At 54.4% G+C, this 17,237-nt stretch carries 17 protein-coding genes; 10 read left to right on the top strand and 7 right to left on the bottom strand.

Translation table 11 applies throughout. The annotated features are described in order from the left end of the window. Positions 1-2,163 carry a hybrid sensor histidine kinase/response regulator gene (locus FRD01_RS05135; protein ID WP_146958250.1) on the top strand — a complete coding sequence of 721 codons (2,163 nt, stop codon included), beginning with the start codon at positions 1-3 and terminating at the stop codon, positions 2,161-2,163. Here the strand turns inward: FRD01_RS05135 and FRD01_RS05140 are convergent. Continuing rightward, positions 2,099-4,039 carry a protein kinase domain-containing protein gene (locus FRD01_RS05140; RefSeq protein ID WP_146958252.1) on the bottom strand — a complete coding sequence of 647 codons (1,941 nt, stop codon included), beginning with the start codon at positions 4,037-4,039 and terminating at the stop codon, positions 2,099-2,101. The two genes, FRD01_RS05135 and FRD01_RS05140, sit on opposite strands and share 65 nt — an antisense overlap. A 102-nt stretch (positions 4,040-4,141) precedes the next feature. Next, positions 4,142-5,542, bottom strand: coding sequence for an asparagine--tRNA ligase (asnS, locus tag FRD01_RS05145; RefSeq protein WP_146958253.1), 1,401 nt, complete (start codon positions 5,540-5,542; stop codon positions 4,142-4,144). Between the two features lie 104 nt (positions 5,543-5,646). On the opposite strand from asnS, the gene FRD01_RS05150 reads away from it, so the two are divergent. After that, positions 5,647-6,006 (top strand): MmcQ/YjbR family DNA-binding protein, encoded by a 360-nt coding sequence (locus FRD01_RS05150; RefSeq protein ID WP_146958255.1) that lies wholly within the window; start codon positions 5,647-5,649, stop codon positions 6,004-6,006. Here the strand turns inward: FRD01_RS05150 and FRD01_RS05155 are convergent. Continuing rightward, a complete protein-coding gene (locus FRD01_RS05155; RefSeq protein WP_146958256.1) occupies positions 5,996-6,772 on the bottom strand; it encodes an SDR family oxidoreductase in 777 nt (258 codons plus the stop codon). The genes FRD01_RS05150 and FRD01_RS05155 overlap by 11 nt on opposite strands. A 148-nt stretch (positions 6,773-6,920) precedes the next feature. Next, positions 6,921-7,280 (bottom strand): RNA recognition motif domain-containing protein, encoded by a 360-nt coding sequence (locus FRD01_RS05160; protein ID WP_146958258.1) that lies wholly within the window; start codon positions 7,278-7,280, stop codon positions 6,921-6,923. 675 nt (positions 7,281-7,955) lie between these two features. Here FRD01_RS05160 and msrB point away from each other — a divergent pair. The 3 genes from msrB to FRD01_RS05170 are packed head-to-tail and all read left to right on the top strand — an operon-like array spanning position 7,956 to position 9,650. Further along, positions 7,956-8,363: a peptide-methionine (R)-S-oxide reductase MsrB gene (gene msrB, locus FRD01_RS05165; protein WP_347341864.1), complete on the top strand. Its 408-nt coding sequence runs from the start codon at positions 7,956-7,958 to the stop codon at positions 8,361-8,363. Then, positions 8,360-8,695, top strand: coding sequence for a hypothetical protein (locus tag FRD01_RS24185; protein WP_249756029.1), 336 nt, complete (start codon positions 8,360-8,362; stop codon positions 8,693-8,695). The genes msrB and FRD01_RS24185 overlap by 4 nt, the downstream gene beginning before the upstream one ends. Continuing rightward, entirely contained in the window at positions 8,670-9,650 is a 981-nt protein-coding gene (locus FRD01_RS05170; protein ID WP_249756030.1) for a cation diffusion facilitator family transporter, read from the top strand. The genes FRD01_RS24185 and FRD01_RS05170 overlap by 26 nt, the downstream gene beginning before the upstream one ends. Before the next feature lie 5 nt (positions 9,651-9,655). Here the strand turns inward: FRD01_RS05170 and FRD01_RS05175 are convergent, their stop codons facing one another. Continuing rightward, entirely contained in the window at positions 9,656-11,284 is a 1,629-nt protein-coding gene (locus FRD01_RS05175) for an amidohydrolase family protein (protein WP_146958265.1), read from the bottom strand. A 91-nt stretch (positions 11,285-11,375) separates the two neighbouring features. Between FRD01_RS05175 and FRD01_RS05180 the strand changes: the two genes are divergently transcribed. The 3 genes from FRD01_RS05180 to FRD01_RS05190 are packed head-to-tail and all read left to right on the top strand — an operon-like array spanning position 11,376 to position 14,193. Then, positions 11,376-12,854, top strand: a complete 1,479-nt coding sequence (locus FRD01_RS05180) for a pyridoxal phosphate-dependent decarboxylase family protein (RefSeq protein ID WP_146958267.1) — start codon at positions 11,376-11,378, stop codon at positions 12,852-12,854. Between the two features lie 9 nt (positions 12,855-12,863). Beyond that, positions 12,864-13,346 carry a DUF3592 domain-containing protein gene (locus tag FRD01_RS05185; RefSeq protein WP_146958268.1) on the top strand — a complete coding sequence of 161 codons (483 nt, stop codon included), beginning with the start codon at positions 12,864-12,866 and terminating at the stop codon, positions 13,344-13,346. Positions 13,347-13,350: 4 nt separating this feature from the next. Beyond that, a complete protein-coding gene (locus FRD01_RS05190) occupies positions 13,351-14,193 on the top strand; it encodes an alpha/beta fold hydrolase (protein WP_146958270.1) in 843 nt (280 codons plus the stop codon). On the opposite strand, the gene FRD01_RS05195 is transcribed toward FRD01_RS05190, so the two are convergent. Beyond that, entirely contained in the window at positions 14,165-14,434 is a 270-nt protein-coding gene (locus FRD01_RS05195) for a hypothetical protein (protein ID WP_146958272.1), read from the bottom strand. The two genes, FRD01_RS05190 and FRD01_RS05195, sit on opposite strands and share 29 nt — an antisense overlap. Positions 14,435-14,463: 29 nt before the next feature. After that, positions 14,464-15,234 (bottom strand): peptidylprolyl isomerase, encoded by a 771-nt coding sequence (locus FRD01_RS05200; RefSeq protein ID WP_249756031.1) that lies wholly within the window; start codon positions 15,232-15,234, stop codon positions 14,464-14,466. 123 nt (positions 15,235-15,357) lie between these two features. Between FRD01_RS05200 and FRD01_RS05205 the strand changes: the two genes are divergently transcribed. Together FRD01_RS05205 and FRD01_RS05210 are read left to right on the top strand one after the other, a co-directional pair. Continuing rightward, on the top strand, positions 15,358-16,935 hold the full coding sequence (locus FRD01_RS05205) for an FMN-binding glutamate synthase family protein (RefSeq protein WP_146958274.1): 1,578 nt from the start codon (positions 15,358-15,360) through the stop codon (positions 16,933-16,935). Positions 16,936-17,020: 85 nt separating this feature from the next. Then, complete coding sequence (locus FRD01_RS05210) at positions 17,021-17,236, top strand: hypothetical protein (protein WP_146958276.1); 216 nt, start codon at positions 17,021-17,023, stop codon at positions 17,234-17,236. Position 17,237: the final 1 nt, after the last annotated feature.

Below are 17,237 nucleotides of genomic sequence, written 5' to 3' on the forward strand. Positions count from 1 at the left end.
TTGCCTAACCTCGACCTTACCGACGACTCTTTGATCTCTGCCCGCATGGCGCTTTGGCGCTGGGATCTGGCGGAGAAGCGAGTGACCTGGCACCGCGGGCTAACTCGGCTCATCGGTGGGGTGCCTGAAACCTACGAGGATGCACTCAATCTCATCGCGGAAGACCATAGGCACACCTTTGACGACTGGATGAAGCGCGCCGCCAATGGCGAGGAATGCCGCGGCCTTCTAAGGCTAGATCTCTCGAATATCGAGCTCGAAATCCGACTTTTTCCTCAAATGGCTAACGAGCGTGTCGAAGGCATTATTTGTTGGATGTGCGATATCTCAGAGGCTCGTAGCGAGCGAGGAAGGCAGGAACGCCTCCTTGAAAGGCTGCAGGAGTCAGCGAAGATTGGCGGATGGGAAATCGAAATCCAAACCCACGAGATCTACTGGACCCCTCAGGTCTTCGTACTGCACGGACTGCCGGTTACTCCAAATCCGCCGACCCTGGATGAACTCTTTCAGATGTACACGGCTGAGTCTGTTGCCAAAGCAAAGGCGGCCGTCGCCAGGACGATTCACGAAGGCCAGCCGCTCGCCCTCCAAGTTCAACTGAAGAACGGAACCGTTCTTCAACTCAATGGTGAATTGGCGCTAGAGCACCAAAGGCCCTCCACGATTACCGGCACGGTTCAGGACGTCACGAGGCTGGTCACCACTGAGAAGAGCCTCCATCGCACGGAGAATCGCCTCAGCCATATTCTGGGCTCAGTTGGCACGGCGATTTGGGAGTGGAATCTCACCTCCAACGAACTTTCAATGTCTGACGAGTTCTACCACCTCTTAGGGTACGAAAAACACGAACTCCCAAACGATGCGTTCTTCTTTGAGAACTTGATGCATCCCGACGATATCCCGCGATTGCGCGACGCCACCATGGAGCATTTCAAGGGAAATACGGATATCTTCTCCGTCGAATACCGCTGGCGCCACAAGTCTGGGGATTATCGCTGGACGCTTGGCCGGGGAAAAATCGTTGAGAGGGACGCAAACTCCAACCCAATGGTTTTGGTCGGATCAAATATCGACATCACTCAACAAAAGGACCTTGAGAAACAGGTACTAGCCGGCATGAAGCTTGAGGGTTTGGGCAGGCTTGCGGGCGGCATCGCACACGATTTCAACAATCATATGATGACGATTTTGGGCCACTTAGAGTTGCTCTACACTCAGGACGAGCTGCCTGCTCCTGTGCTTGAGGATCTAGACGCAATCTCCACAGCCGCCCGCAGTGCTTCACATCTGACACGTGAACTTCTGGCCTTTGCGCGACAACGCCCCCCAAAACCGAGACTTGTGGACATTTCGGCTGTTCTGAAATCGACCGAGACATTGATTCGCCGACTTCTAGGAGCTGAGCGGGAAACCAAGGTTGTTCTCGACCCGGATCTTTGGCTCGTCGAAGTGGACCCGGCCCATTTTGAGCAGGCGATCATCAATCTCGTCCTCTATTTCCAGGCGTCCGAGTCGCGCCCGATTTATATCGAGGCCCGAAACTCTACCTCGGAGCCCCCACGGGTCATTGTGCGGGTTTCAGACTCGCCCCCTAACACTATTGAGTCGCTCCAGAATCAGGTCTTTGAGCCTTTCTCGAGCAGCCCCAAGGAATTCGGTGGCACGGGGCTCTCGGCAGCCTACGGATTCATCCTGCAGGCCGGTGGGCAATTGAGCGCGTTCGGTTCCCCCACAGAAACTACGGCTTTCGAGATTTCACTGCAGGCTCATCAACCAGCAGGGGTCTCGGCGAACCAACTGCTTGTCCTCGTCGTCGAGGATGACCCTCTGGTACGAGATGTCACAATCAAAGTCTTGGAACGAGACGAGTTCCATATTCTGAGCGCCCAAAGTGTATTGAGTGCGCGACAGATCATGCAGCAAATCGACCGCTCAATTGATGTCTTGGTAACCGACGTCTTTCTGCCAGACACGTCGGGAGTCGAGCTCGCAAAAGAGGTCCTCGCCGGTGACCCCTCGATTGGTATCGTATTTGTTTCCGGCTACTCGAGGCACCACATAGAGCTCGATGGGCCCTACACATTCGTGCCTAAACCGTTCACCCCACAATCCCTGATTGAGGCCGTTTCAGCGGCTTCAGTTCGGCGGTCATCAGATGAGTAGACCACCATTCTTCGGCCTCAGCTTGAGACCAGGGATGACGTGCTAGAATCTCTTCCAACTCTTCATAGAGCTCATGGGTCGAAGGACGATCGCCAGGTTCCTTTGCCAAACAACTGAAAAGAAGCTCGTCCAACTCTTTGTCTCCAGTGTCGAGCATCGGAGCAGACTCGTTCTCATGGAGTCGCATGATCTCCATGATGGACGTCGCCTCGAACACGTTTTTACTCGTCAAGATCACGTGCGCAACGCAACCGAAAGAATAAACATCCGACTTGGCGTCGATCGCCTGCCCTTGAATGGCCTCAGGTGACATGTAGAGGGGCGTACCGATAATCTCCATGACTCCCGTCACTTTCACATCCGTCTCGACTTCCTTTGCGAGCCCGAAGTCCAAGACCTTCACAAAATCATAAACCCCGCCCAACTGGGTGATCATGATATTGTCGGGTTTGATATCACGATGAATCACGCCGCGGCGGTGTGCCTCTCGAAGCGAACCCGTAACTTGCAGAAGAATGTGCAGCGCACGGTCTAAAGGCATAGCCCCGAACCGGTCGACCATCTCTTGAAGTGTCACGCCATCCAAGAGCTCCATCACGTAGTAGAATTCGCCATTTTCAGTCCGCCCATAATCGTAGATCGAGACGGTATTGGGATGTGAAAGCTGAGCGTTGAGTTGGACTTCGCGCTCGAAGCGCTGCAGAGAACTCTCATCTTTTCCGATCAGCACCTTGACCGCAGTATCGCGCTGAATCAGCGCGTGGCGGGCCTTGTAGACAACCCCCATACCACCCTGTCCCAGTCGCTCCACCATCTTGTATTGGCCCATCTCTTTGGCCACTTCAATATCGCGTTCGAGCTGGCGCGAACGACCGAAGCCAAGGACTAGAAGCCCCAGAAGGAAAGACAAACTTCCACCCACCGTGGAGGTGATGATGGTCAGCGTCGGACGCCTGAGAACCCTCTCGTGAGTTTCTACCTGCCAGCGCCGCCCACCAAAATCCAGAGGCCTGACCTTCAGCTCGCGGCTCGACTCAAATGCCGAGGTTTGAAAGAGCGGTATCGCGTCTTTCTCCGTGATATCGGAGAGGCGAAACTCCAGATTCCTCTCCTTAAGAGCCGCTATCGACGCTTCCTTGATCGGCTCGATTCTGAAAAGGGCTATGGCAAATCCCCAGGTTTCTTCAAGTGACAAGGGGGCATCGGGAATCCCCAGATACAAGGCGATTGTCTGAGCGGCATCTTTATCTTCCGCCAAAACAAAAGGCACTGATGCTATGGGCGTGGTGGACATCGCGGCTTTTTCAAGCCGTTGCTTACGATCTGGCTCCGAAGCGAGGTCTAGACCTAATGCACCTGGCGAAGGCGGTTCGATATAGAGCAGTGGCACATAGATCGGGCGCCGCGGCGACGGATGCATCGACCCATCGGCGTGCAGCGCCCTAATTGAGAAACCTTCGATGCCCTCGTCTTTCGTAACGCGCGTCTCGAGTTCATCACGAGTACTGTCCATAACCACCGGCGCCCACTCTAGCGCGGAAACCGATGGATGACGCTTGAGCGCACTCTCCGAAAACCGAATGAATTCAGTTTGGGACACATGCTGACTGGCTAAGAAGTATGAACCAATCGAGTAAACGATCTCGTAGGGAACCAAGAATTTTCGCTCGATGACACTCTGAGCCTCACTCGCGTCCCGATCCCTCGCTGCCATGATCTGAGCCGACTCCCCTCTCCAAATCAAATAGCTCAGCGCGGTTGTGAGCAGGAGCCCGACCACCAGTACGAGGACCGCGTTGCGCCGAAGCGCACTCGCGTCGTGGGTGACGACAATCGCCTTCCCAATCTCCCCAATACTGATACGCCCTGTACCCACCTAAACCTCCGCAATGTTTGACGATTCTATGGCAATACCACAGTTTGTCCATGAACAATCGAGTTTAGGTGTGTCGAAAGTGCAAATTATGCGCAGCTCAAACTAGAAATCAGCCTGACGTGGAGCGCGCGGAAACGGAATGACCTCGCGGATATTCTCAATCCCAGTCACGTATTGAACAGCCCGCTCAAACCCAAGTCCAAAACCAGCGTGAGGGGTCGTTCCATAACGCCTCAAGTCCCGGTACCACCAGTAGTCTTCCTTAGGCAGGTTCATCTCATCGAGTCGCGCATCGAGCACATCAAGCCTCTCCTCGCGTTGTGAGCCACCAATGATCTCTCCAATCCCAGGCGCGAGCACATCCATGGCCGCTACGGTCTTCCCATCATCGTTCATCCGCATGTAGAAAGCTTTGATGTCCTTGGGATAATTCATGACCGCAAGCGGACCGCCCACGACCACATCGGTGAGATACTTTTCGTGTTCAGATTGGAGATCGGCGCCCCATTCAGGCTTGAACTCAAACGTAGTCTTGGCGCGCTGAAGCTCAGCTACCGCGTCCGTGTACTCGATACGCGTGAATTCGGATGCCACCAACTTTTCCACGCGCTCGATGATCCCCTTGGACACAAACTTGTTGAAGAACTCCATGTCGTCGGGCCTCTCGTCCAAGACGGCCTTGCAGATGTACTTCAAAAAGGCTTCCGCCAAATCGGCATCATCGTTGAGATCTGCAAAAGCAATCTCCGGTTCGATCATCCAAAACTCAGATAGGTGGCGACGAGTGTTCGAGTTCTCGGCACGAAACGTTGGACCAAACGTGTAGACGCGGCTCAAGGCCATGCAATAGGTCTCCACGTTCAATTGCCCCGAAACCGTCAAATGCGCCTCTCGTCCGAAGAAGTCTTGAGAAAAATCAACGGCTCCAGAGTCGGTCTTCGGGAGGTTTTGCATATCCAAAGTCGAGACGCGGAACATCTCCCCTGCCCCTTCACAATCGCTCGCCGTAATGATGGGCGTATGAACCCAGACAAAACCGTTCTCAGCGTAAAAGCGATGAACCGCCTGAGCCAAGCAGTTGCGTACACGCGCCACAGCGCCGATCAGGTTCGTCCGAACGCGAAGGTGAGCGTTGTCCCTGAGGTGCTCCATGGAATGGCGCTTTGGCTGCATAGGATAGGTCTCAGGGTCATCCACCCAACCATGCACGGTGACGGAGTTGGGCTTAACCTCCACGGCTTGACCTTCGGCCGGAGACTCTACCAACACACCCTCTACGCTCACGGCGCAACCGGTCGTCAGGCGCAAGATCTCGGTTTCGTAGTTGGTCAAATCCTGCTCGGCCACAACTTGAATCGGGTCGAAGCAAGAGCCGTCGTGCACCGCGACGAAGGAGAGTCCGGCCTTGGAGTCCCGGCGAGTCCGAACCCAGCCCTGAATCAGGACCGAGTCCCCGACCTTCTTTTTGCCAGCGAGAATGTCTGCAATTCTATCGTTCTTCATGTTCAAACCTTCCTGAGAAAATCTGCGGCAGTGTGTCCAAGGTTGACGATTTGGACAAGTGGAGACCACATTGGGTCTGCAAAATCGGTCACATTGGAGATGATATGGACCTGGAAACGATTCGAGAACACGCGCTGGGGCTCAGCGCGGTCACAGAGGACTTCCCGTTTGACCAAGACACGTTGGCTTTCCGTGTAGGCGAGAAGATCTTCCTACTCGCGTCCTTGGAAAAGGTCCCGGCGGCGTTCAACGCTAAATGCGACCCCGAAAAAGCCATCGAACTTCGAGAGCGATACCCGGCGATTCAACCCGGATATCATATGAACAAAAAGCACTGGAACACGATTACTCTCGACGGAACAGTTCCTAGGGAGTTGGTCTTGGAGCTCGTCGAGCACTCTTGGAGCTTGGTGGCTTCAAGCCTACCTAAACGCAAACAAAAGGAACTCGGAATCACCACTTAAGTGATTGTCGGTCGCGAAAAAACTGACCTGTAGGCGGCTCCTTCTTATCGAGCTCCGCAGCCCAGACAATACCCTCGGCCCCTTCTTTCACGCTCTTATCCGCCGAAGTCCCACCCATATCCGTCCTGACCGAACCCGGGCAAACAGCATTAACCCTGATCGGGCTTTCTGAAGCCTCAAATTCTCGCGCTAGAATTCGGGTATAAGCATTCAGTCCAACTTTTGAGACGCGATACGCCGACGAAGGCCATCCCTTCATCACATGGCTCTCAAACGCCACGTCTTCTTCAAATTTCAACATTAACTTGTTGAGATCATCGAGCGTCAAATCAGGATCGCTAAACCGCTCTCGGAGTTCCAAACCTAGACACGCTAACTCTCCCATCCCGCTACTTACATTGACGATACGGGCGTCGGTGCCTAAGAACGGCTTGAGCGCCTCGGTGACTCTGACCGCCCCATAGTAGTTCACGGCCAGTGTGTCCCGCACGACTCGAAGGTCAAAGCCGTCGAGTGCAACTCCCGCGTTATTGACCAGTATGTCTACCCTTCCATGTTTATCTTGGACCCTTTCAGCGAAGTTATTCACACTCTCTACGTCACTGACGTCGAGTGGCCTAAATTCGAAACCGTACTTCGTAGCCATATGTTGGCCGGCTTCCGCGTTTCGTGCCGTGAGAATCACGTGATGGTCTCGTTGCGCCAATTGACGACAGACTTCTAGACCTAGACCACGATTCGCGCCTGTTACTACAGCAATTCGCATGAATTCACCATTCTTGGAATGTCTACCTCCGAATCCGAACACCGTATGTTGTGGCTTCGCGGCGAGAATTGCAACCCTTGATATTCATGGAATCCAAAGGGCAAAAAAAAGGGCCCGCCGAAGCGAGCCCTTAATCATATATTCCTGATTACCAGCGGTTGCGACCACCACGGTCTCCACCGCGATCGCCACCACGGTCTCCACCGCGATCGCCACCACGGCCGCCGCCGCGATGTCCACCGCCGCCGCCGCCGCCGTCACGACGCTTGTCTTGGGCTTCATTGACAGCAATGTTACGGCCGTCAAGTTCTGCACCATGCATCGCTTCGATAGCTGCATCAGCATCGGCTTCATCAGAGAACGTCACGAAGCCAAACCCACGAGAACGACCGGTGTCCCGGTCGGTAATCACTTTGGCATCCGTCACTTCACCAAATGGCTCAAATGCATCGCGAAGGTTCTGATCCGAGGTGCCCCAGGCAAGACTTCCAACAAAAAGCTTCTTCATCTCAACTCTCCAAACGTGAGGAACAACCTCACTCGTTCTGACCGGTTCTCCGGTCCGTTAACTCGACATTCCCACTCGGAACGTCTTAATTTAAAGCCTCGTACCAACACCGAAGCCACATTTGACCACGAGTTTGAGTTCTTCAGTTGTGAGAGCTGTCACCGGCAGGAGTACTGCATTGAACCTGTCAACCATCCGGGGCGTGCCCTTCACCATCAGGTGAAGCTGAATCTCTACATAACGTCGTTCGTTGGTAACCTTTCTGACTCAGCGGCTGACAAGCTGGTTTAACAAAGGGGTCTGTACTTCGTCTAACACCTTCAAATTGGACGGTCAATGCTACCGATTCGATTTTTGCCCATCTCTACGAAAAACCGTGTTTTTTTCACCCTATCAAAACTCCTCCTCACAACTTGAGGGAACGGTTTGATGGATACGCATGGAATAGTGCTGGTTGGCAGAACATTGATTCTCTGCAACCATATGCTTGAGGAGCCTATGACACCTATGAGAGCAATAATTTTCGCGGTCGCTTTGACCTTCGGGTGCAACAATCAAGCACCTGAAAAGCTCAGCGAACAGCCTGATTCTGAGGTTCGAACAGTCAAGTCGAAAACCCGGAAGCAACTCAACCAAACGCCTACTGAACATCTTCAGACGCTAAAGAGTCGGCCGATTCCAGAGCTCGGCTCAAAAACCACGCTATCAGACGAGGATTTTCAAACTCTCCTGACAGACGAAGAATTCAAGATCTTGAGGAAACAAGGCACCGAACGAGCATTTAGCGGTGAGTACAACGATCACAAGGAAGCCGGCACGTACCATTGCCGCGCTTGTAATGCGCCACTTTATACCTCTGAAACCAAGTTCGATTCGCGCACCGGTTGGCCGAGTTTTTGGGATGCGATCGAAGGTCGGGTGGAAACACGACCTGATAATAGCTACGGAATGACTCGCACTGAGATCGTGTGTGCACACTGTGACTCGCACCTCGGCCATGTATTCGACGACGGTCCAGAACCTACTGGACTCAGACATTGTGCCAATTCACTTTCGCTGGTTTTTCACCCGGAGACCCCATGAAGTTTGGATTAGCTCTAATCGGAGCACTTCTTCTCTTTTCAGGATGTAATTCGGATATTGGACTAGAAGGTGCACTTGTCGGAGGCTCTTGCCGCGACTATCGCGACTGCGAGCGGGAATGTGTGGGCGGACGTGACTTCCCTGACGGTATGTGCACCGTCTATTGCCGAGATGACCGGGACTGCCCGTCTGGCACTGGTTGCATCGATCGAAATGGCGGTGTCTGCGCTCTCTACTGCGAAGTCGATGCGGATTGCAGACGAGCATACGATTGTGAAGACGTGCGAAGACGAGGTGGGCCCGGCGATGAGCGAGTTTGTATCGGTGACTGAGTCGCACGACCACACTCACGATCACTCCCATAGCCACGGACACAATCATGGGCATGGACATGGGCACCATCATCATGTCGACCCGAATGCGTCTGACCTAAAGCTTGGCCTGACTGTCGCGCTAAATGTGATCCTCACTGGCGTTCAGGTCGCAGTGGGCATTTTCTCATCGAGTGTCGCGCTCCTAGCCGATGCACTCCACAACGCTACAGACGCGCTCGCCCTCATGATCGCGTGGGGTGCGCGCAAAGTAAGTCGCAAACCGCCGGACTCCAGATTCACCTTCGGCTATCAGCGCATCGAGCTGGTCGCGGCTCTCATTAACTTAACGTCGCTCTTGGTCCTCTCCGTCTTTCTCATCAAAGAATCGGTCGAAAGGCTATTAGACCCGGCCCCTGTCATGGCTCTCTGGGTGATCGGTGCGGCGGCTGTTGCACTGGTCATCGATCTCGGAACCGTGGTGCTCCTCTGGACTTCGTCCAAAGAGAGCCTGAACATTCGCGCCGCCATGCTCCATAACCTTAGCGACGCCGCGACCTCCGTGGTGGTTTTGGTAGGGGCGATCATCATCCACTTCTTCGAACTTCATTGGATCGACCCGGCACTCGGCATCTTGATCGCGGTCTATATCTTCTACATGGCGCTCACAATGATCCGGCAGGTTGCGGCAACGCTTATGAACAATGTCCCGCCAGGGGTTGACCCAGACCGCATTCGAGCGGCCCTCCTCCAAGAACCTGAGGTCGCTAAAGTCCACCATCTACATATCTGGCAATTGGACGAAACTAAGAACGCCGCGAGCGCACATATCGTGCTCAAGGAAGACCTCCCTGTGTCTGCAACCGAAGAAATCTCCGGGCGCCTCAAACATACCCTAGGGCTAAGCTCGATTGAGCATGTCACCCTGCACTTTGAGGCCCCTGGCTCAGTATGCTCGGACGAAAACTGCCACTAATTCACTTAAGAAGGAAAGTTGCGTAGCGCGAACTCGTAGGCGTTCTTCCACGCAATCTTCTCGACGAGCTTATCCACACCGATCTTCTCGATCATTCGGGTATGTGCGTAGCGTTGAAGCACCTTGCGCAGGTCTTCTTCAAAAAGATCGAAATCTAGCACCGTGGCATATCTTGAGAGTGGATCGATCATCCCGTCAAAATCAGATCCGATGCAGATACAATCCCAGATGGACGCCTTCTGGGACGCCTTGAGTCGGTCGTCCGCCATCACCACATCCACCAACGCAAAGATCTGGCGCATCACCACATCGGCCCACATGTCGTCGGGTACGCTTGCACGTGGAGGCACCCCGCACACGCGTTGGTCAAACACAAGACCTATCAAGCCCTTGCTCTTCCAAACCATCGTCACATCCTCATCGGCAAGGTTGATATTCCAGGCGTAGAAAGGCGGCGAATGGTGATTGTCGGATTCGTTGGGCGCCGCGGCGATCAGCTCGTCGAGGGTTGCAACACCAGAATACGCGCCGTGGCTTACAATCACAGGGATCGGGCGCTTAGGATGCTTCTCGTTATAAGGCTCAATGATCTCAGCATAGTACTCCTTGCGAGTCTGAGCGCTCATATGTTTGCAGTCGATGTGGATTCGACGCTCATCGAGGTCGTTCAAATCTTCGTCGATCCCGAGAAGTTTGCGCGTAACCTTTAGGCCCAAATCCCCCTTCCTTTCGAATCCTTCGTTGAGACGGGGCGTTTGGTCCATCACGAGACCCGCTGCATCCGGCACGCTATGGGCATGCCCACAGATTCCATTGTCGAAGTGGTGGGCCAAGGTGATGAAGAAGAGAGGAAACTCAAGCGTTTTGAGGGTCTCGATTCTCTCGAACATCAACTCAGGGCTCACGGGTTTGCCGCTTGGACCAATGCTAAACACATAGGCCCCCTCGATGGTCAGAATCAGGCCCACATCGTCGGAAAGCTCAATCACACTGGTGAGTTGGTCAGATGAGCGAATCATTTGGTAGCGCCCAGTCACGCTCTCCTTCTTGTCCACTCCGTCCTCGCGCCAACGCACTTCCCCACTCTGTCGAACGCCGGATTTACTCCGGAAAAACTCGTACTCGAGCAGAAATTCGGACCAGTAATCGTAGGCGTCCGAGGCGAGGAAGGTGATGCGTTTCATACCGTATCGCATGAAAACTTTCTGAACGAATTTCCTTAAAGGACCTCGGTTCGCAAGTACGCGCGTTGCCGCCCCCAGTGCGGCCTTACCGTCTCCACGAAGCAGATTCACCCCGCCTTCAAGGAAGGTCAGCCCACTCATCAATTTCATCGCCTCGAGCACAAAAGGATGGCGCTCTCCGCTCTCGTTCATATGCCCCCAGAAAAACCCTTTTTCGATTGGGCAGGACGACATGAAGACCAGTCGGGTGCCGGATTTTAGGAGTTTAGGAACGTCCGCCTGGGCGTAGCTTCTACCGCGCTCTCCCTTCTCCATCGCGCCTAAATCCTCGTCCTGCGGCACAAACCACGGGTTGAACTTGGACGGGTCATCTTCTTCGGGATGATTCCTGAGGCGGTTAAAAGTGTAAAAACCGGGATGGTTATGAAGATCGGCGAATAGTTTTGGCATCTTAAAGTCCTGGCATCTTACGTTGACAGACGCGCCAAGAGTGACGACCCTGTCGCCCTCACCGCGGCTGCCATGAGCTAAGGAGGTTGGCATGAAGAGTTTGCCCAGAAAAGGACGTTCGTCAAACGAAGTTCTCGATGCAATGCGAGATCTTAAGAAAGAAGATGTGCAATGGGAAGATGGGCGCGTCTGGTGTTTGGTTTTTCATGCGGGAGATGAGATCTCCCAATTCCTCAAGGAAGCCTATACCACGTATTTTTCCGAAAACGCCCTAAATCCAACGGCTTTTCCAAGCTTAAAACGCATGGAAAACGAGGTTGTGAGCATGGCGACACGCCTCCTCGGCGGAAACGACTACACGGTAGGCAACCTTACGACAGGCGGCACCGAGTCGATTCTGATGGCCGTCAAGACGGCGCGTGAATGGGGACGAGATCGCGGCATTAAGAAACCTGAAATGGTCGTCCCAACCTCGGCTCATCCAGCTTTTGATAAGGCCGCTCATTATTTTGACGTGAAGATCGCGCGTGTGCCGGTGGACAAAGACTTCAAAGCAAGTGTTTCGGCCATGCGCAAGGCGATCAACAAGCGAACTGTGCTCCTGGTAGCCTCGGCGCCTCAATACCCGCAGGGCGTGGTTGATCCCATCCAAGACATCGCGCGGCTAGCCTCCAAGAAGGGCATTCTCTGCCACGTTGACGCGTGTGTAGGCGGCATGATGCTGCCTTTCGTTCGCGATCTCGGATACGAAGTGCCACCCTTTGACTTCTCGGTGCCGGGCGTTACCTCGATTTCTGCGGACCTTCACAAGTACGGTTATGCCGCAAAAGGCGCATCGCTGGTGATGTACAATAGCCCTGAGCTACGAAAGTACCAGTACTTCGCCTACACCGACTGGCCAGGTGGAATCTACGTTTCCCCCACCATGACGGGAACTCGCCCTGGCGGAGCGATCGCTGCGGCGTGGGCTATCATGCATCGCCTGGGATTCGACGGGTATCGCGAGATCGCGCAGAAGGTCATGCAGGCTCGCGACAAGATTCGAGACGGCATCAACGCGATTCCTGGCATTCGAGTCCCAGGCACCCCACACATGAGTGTGATGTGCATTGTGTCGGACCGGGCAGACGTCAATATCTACGAAGTTGGTGATAATATGTCGGCCAAAGGGTGGCATATGGACCGACAGCAGGACCCAGACTCGCTGCACCTCACCTTAAACTTCGGACATATCGAAGCGGCTGATGAATTTTTGAGCGATCTCGAGGACGCGGTGGCGGCAGCGCGGTCCACCTATGACCCAGAGGCCGCAAAGAAAGAGCGACGCCGAAACATGCTCATGAAAGGCGCTTTGAAGATCCTTCCCGGACCCGTCGCCACCAAAGCCACCGAGCTCGGCACCAAGATTATGGGTATGGACGGTGGCCTGCCGAATCGCACGGCCGCCATGTACGGAATGATGGCGAGTCTTCCGAACCGAGGAGACGTGGAATCAATCGTCATCGACCTTCTGGACAAGATGACCCGACACGAGCCCGGGACAAAACCAATTCTACCCGAAGAAGAGTGAAGTCGAGCGATGGGAAAACTCGTCCCGATAGTTTCGTTTTTTGTGGCGATCATACTCGCGATGAGCGCCCTCCCCGCCTCGATTGAAACCATTCAACTCGCTGACGAAGTTCAGTCTTTTCGCTCCACCCGGGCTCTCGTAAAGTCCCGAGCCGAAGAGAAACACGACCGCGGCCCAAAGACCCAATCTCTAAAGTACGAGTACAAGGTTGGGAACCGTAAATACAGCGGAGACAACGACCTTACCAAGCTCACGGACGACGCTGAAGATATCCAAAGGCTGGTCCGAAAAGAGAAGGACGGGTCGGAAACCGTGCTCATCTACTACGACCCCGATTCTCCGGGCCGCTCAGTGATTCGTAAAGATATAAAAACAGGTGTCTCATGGGCGATCATCGTGATTACGGGGCTCTTGAGTTTTGCCACCGTGGGCTCTTGGCTTCACAATCGCAAACACGCAAAGGCCCTCTCAAAATTCACGCGAAAACGGTGACCTGATGGAACTCCAAGATTGGGACGTGACGTGTCGTGGTTTGAAACTATCAGGCCTGACTAATACTGCCATCGGGGACGAGGTTTGCCTCGCTTTTCATGGATGGCTGGACAACTCGGCGAGTTTTGTGGGGTTGATGGAAGAGGGTCTGAACTTGTTTGCGCTAGACCTCGCCGGTCACGGCCGCTCGGACCACCGTGTGGGTGCTTCGTACTTCATACTCGAGTGGGTCCTAGACGCCGTACACGTGATGCGTGAACTAGAAGCCCGGGGCGCTCAACGGTTTCACTTGATTGGCCACTCTCTTGGCGCGGGCATAGCAGCGCTTGTCGCAGCCTGTGCACCGGATATCCAGGTCGACTCCCTCGTGTTGATCGAGGGCCTTGGACCTTTGAGTACAGCGGCCGAAGATGCTCCCGACACGCTACGAAGGGCACTTTCTAGTCAGACAAAACCGCCCAGGAAATATCCCTCCGTCGACCCCATGGTGAAGGCGGTTCAGACCACACGGCCAGGCATCTCTGAGGCGGATGCAAGGCGCCTTGTGGACCGCGTCGTGGCAGGTTCAGACGAGTATTGGTTTGCTCACGACGAAGCTTTGAAAGACACCAGCTTGTTGCGCCTGACAGAGTACCACGTGCTCGCATTCTTGAATCAAATCAAATGCCCCACCCTTTTGATTAAGGCCGAAGATGGACTTGCGTTCCCTGAAGAACTTAGCAAACCCCGGATCTTATCCATCGAGAATCTGCAGATTGAGACGCTACCCGGCAAACACCATGTTCATCTCGAAGATGCCGAAGCGGTGGCGGCGTTGATCAGGTCGTTCCAGAGTCGGGTCGCCTAGAGGCTCTCCATGCCTTGATGCCCACCACAAAGAGCCCAATGCTGTGGTAGAAGACATCGAAGATGTCGATAGGCCGGGTGAGTTCGCCCCTAGAAAGCATGCCGAATTTCTCAACAAGGTGTGGCTCAGGCCCGAGTGGCCACGGCGCGAGCGCAAGCCAAGCCGCCAAGAAACCTAAGATCCACCAACTTGTGTTATCGATGGAGCGACCGACTCGCTCGGGGATTGATTTGAAGTCCATAAAGCCTCCGGGGTTGGAGGCTTCCAACCTTACTCAACAATCGTCGCGGTCTTTACGAAGTCAAGGTCAGGGAACATTTCTTTGAGGTAGGCATTGCCTTCGCGCTGAATGCGTCCTTGGTCTGGTCCACGGCCACGCGGAGCGCCTTCGCCGTACTCTTTGTAAAGGCTATCAACAACTTCCATGCCCGAGACCACTTTACCAAACGGTGAGAAACCCATTTGGTCGAGGTTCGCGTTGTTTCCGAAATTGATGAAGAGCTGGGTGGTGCGGGTGTTAGGCCCTGCGGTTGCGAAGACGAGCGTGCCTCGAGCGTTGGACTGCTTGACTGCGTCGTCTTGAATACGTGCTTCGCGCCACTTTTCCATGACCTTTGGGTTGCCGTGGATGCCGAACTGCGCCACGAATCCCTCGAGGACTCGGAAGAACGCGATATCATTGAAGAACCCGATTTTGACCAGGTTGTAGAATCGATCTGCGCCTTGTGGTGCCCAGTCTCTGTACACTTCCACCTCAAACGTTCCTTTGGTGGTATCGAATTTCACTTTGTACTGATCAGGAGCCTGCTCGTTTGCGAGCGCTGGGTTCATGAGTGCATCTGACACGTTTTCCTCCGTGGCCGGGGCCGTTGTGGGTTCAGTTTCTCTTGCCTCGGCCGGTTCTGCAGCCGCGGGCTCTTCTACCTTAGCGGCCTCTTTGGTCTCTTGAGGTGCCTGGGCATCCGCTTTCGCGGCTTGTTTGTTGTTGTCGCAGCCAAAACTCATGGCCAAAACGAGTACGAGTGCTAATGATCGAATCATGGTCAACCTCCTTATGGGCCGCTAAATAGCAGTCCCGCACACCCTGCGCAACCTCCGCCAAGCTGGACACCGACCCCAGCCTTTGGGTATGACATCTAGAATTCCTGATATTGCGGGTTTCTCATGGTTCGTCAGTGGTTCTTTTTCATCGCGTTCTTAGTCATCGTCACGATTTCACTGGCGGCCTATTTCGAGCCGAAGGTCCTTTGGTCCATGGTGATTCTCGGGCCGATCCTCGTGCTGGGTTTTCACGACTCAATGCAAAAGGAACACACGATCCTCCGGAACTTTCCGATCCTCGGGCATGGGCGCTACCTGCTCGAGTCAATCCGGCCTGAAATCCAACAATATTTCATTGAGATGGACACCGAAGGTCGTCCTCTGAGTCGTGAGGAGCGCTCGGTGGTCTACCAGAGGGCAAAATCCGAGCTCGACACGGTGCCCTTTGGAACTCAGCACGATGTCTACGAACCCGGCTACGAGTGGGTCAACCACTCGCTAAACGCGACTCAGGCCCCACACGACGCTCCCACGGTTAGAGTCGGCGGACGAGACTGCACACAACCTTACGACCTCTCACTCTTCAATGTCTCGGCCATGAGCTTCGGGGCGCTCTCCCCCACGGCTGTTGTGGCGTTGAACGCCGGAGCAAAAAAGGGGGGATTTGCCCATAACACGGGCGAAGGAGGCATTAGCCCCTACCACGACGAGCCCGGCGGCGATCTCATCTGGCAAATCGGCACGGGGTACTTCGGATGCCGAACGCTCGAAGGCGATTTTAATCCCGAGATGTTTAAGAAGAATGCGGCCCGAGAGACGGTCAAGATGATCGAGATAAAGCTCTCACAAGGTGCAAAACCCGGCCATGGCGGCATCCTGCCTGGCGCCAAAGTGAACGCACAAATCGCTCAGATCCGCGGCGTCGAGATCGGCAAGGACGTGCTCTCGCCCCCAACACACCGGGCATTCACAAACCCCATCGAGCTCTGCAATTTCATCGCTCAACTCAGAGAACTCAGCGGCGGAAAGCCGGTCGGCTTTAAACTCTGTGTTGGACGCCCAGAGGAATTCGCGTCCATCGTCAAGGCCATGCTCCAAACCGGGATTAAACCAGATTTCATCACCATCGACGGCAAAGAAGGTGGCACCGGAGCTGCTCCGCTCGAGTTCTCGAACTCGGTGGGTATGCCGCTTAGAGAGGGCCTAAAGCTTGTTCATAACACGTTGAGGGCAGCCGGCATTCGCAAAGAAATCACCCTCATCGCGGCAGGAAAGCTCGTCACAGGCTTCCACATTTTCCGCGCGCTCGCCCTTGGGGCAGACGCCTGCTACTCGGCACGTGGGTTTATGCTCGCGCTCGGTTGTATTCAGGCGCTTCGGTGTAACTCGAATGTGTGTCCAACAGGAGTTGCGACCCAAAACCGAGCCCTTTGGATTGGGCTCGACCCAACGCTCAAGTCCGATCGCGTCTATCGCTACCATAAAGCGACTGTGCACAGTTTCCTGGAGCTAGCGGCGTGTGCGGGCCTAAAAGATCCTCGAGACGTCCCAGCTGAGCTTCTGATGCGCCGCATCGACGAATCGACTATCAAGACCTATGCAGAACTGCACCCTGTGGTGCCTGAAAACTCTTTTGAGACCGGAAACTGCCCGGACTGGATTCGCATCCCTTGGGAGCACTCGGTAGCCGAGAGGTTTTAGTACCTGTCCTACTTGCACCAATCCAGCGCTCGGGTCACACTAGGTCCTCAAATTTAGCCGCAAGTCCAAATCGGAGAATGAATATATGGCGACCAAGAAAACCCAAAAATCGAAGACCACCAAGCCAGTAAAAGCTACGCGTGGTTCATCTCTTCTGCACTTTGCGGATCACGACTCGCAGGAAGCGAGCGACCTTAAATACGGGGCGCAATCCACCTCATGTGCCGCGATCGTCAAAGCGGGGCCTGTAGTAACCAAAGACAATTCGTACTCGGGCGACTGGTCTCCTGAGACCGACTGAG

Source organism: Microvenator marinus (assembly GCF_007993755.1).
GTDB lineage: Bacteria > Myxococcota_A > Bradymonadia > Bradymonadales > Bradymonadaceae > Allomicrovenator > Allomicrovenator marinus.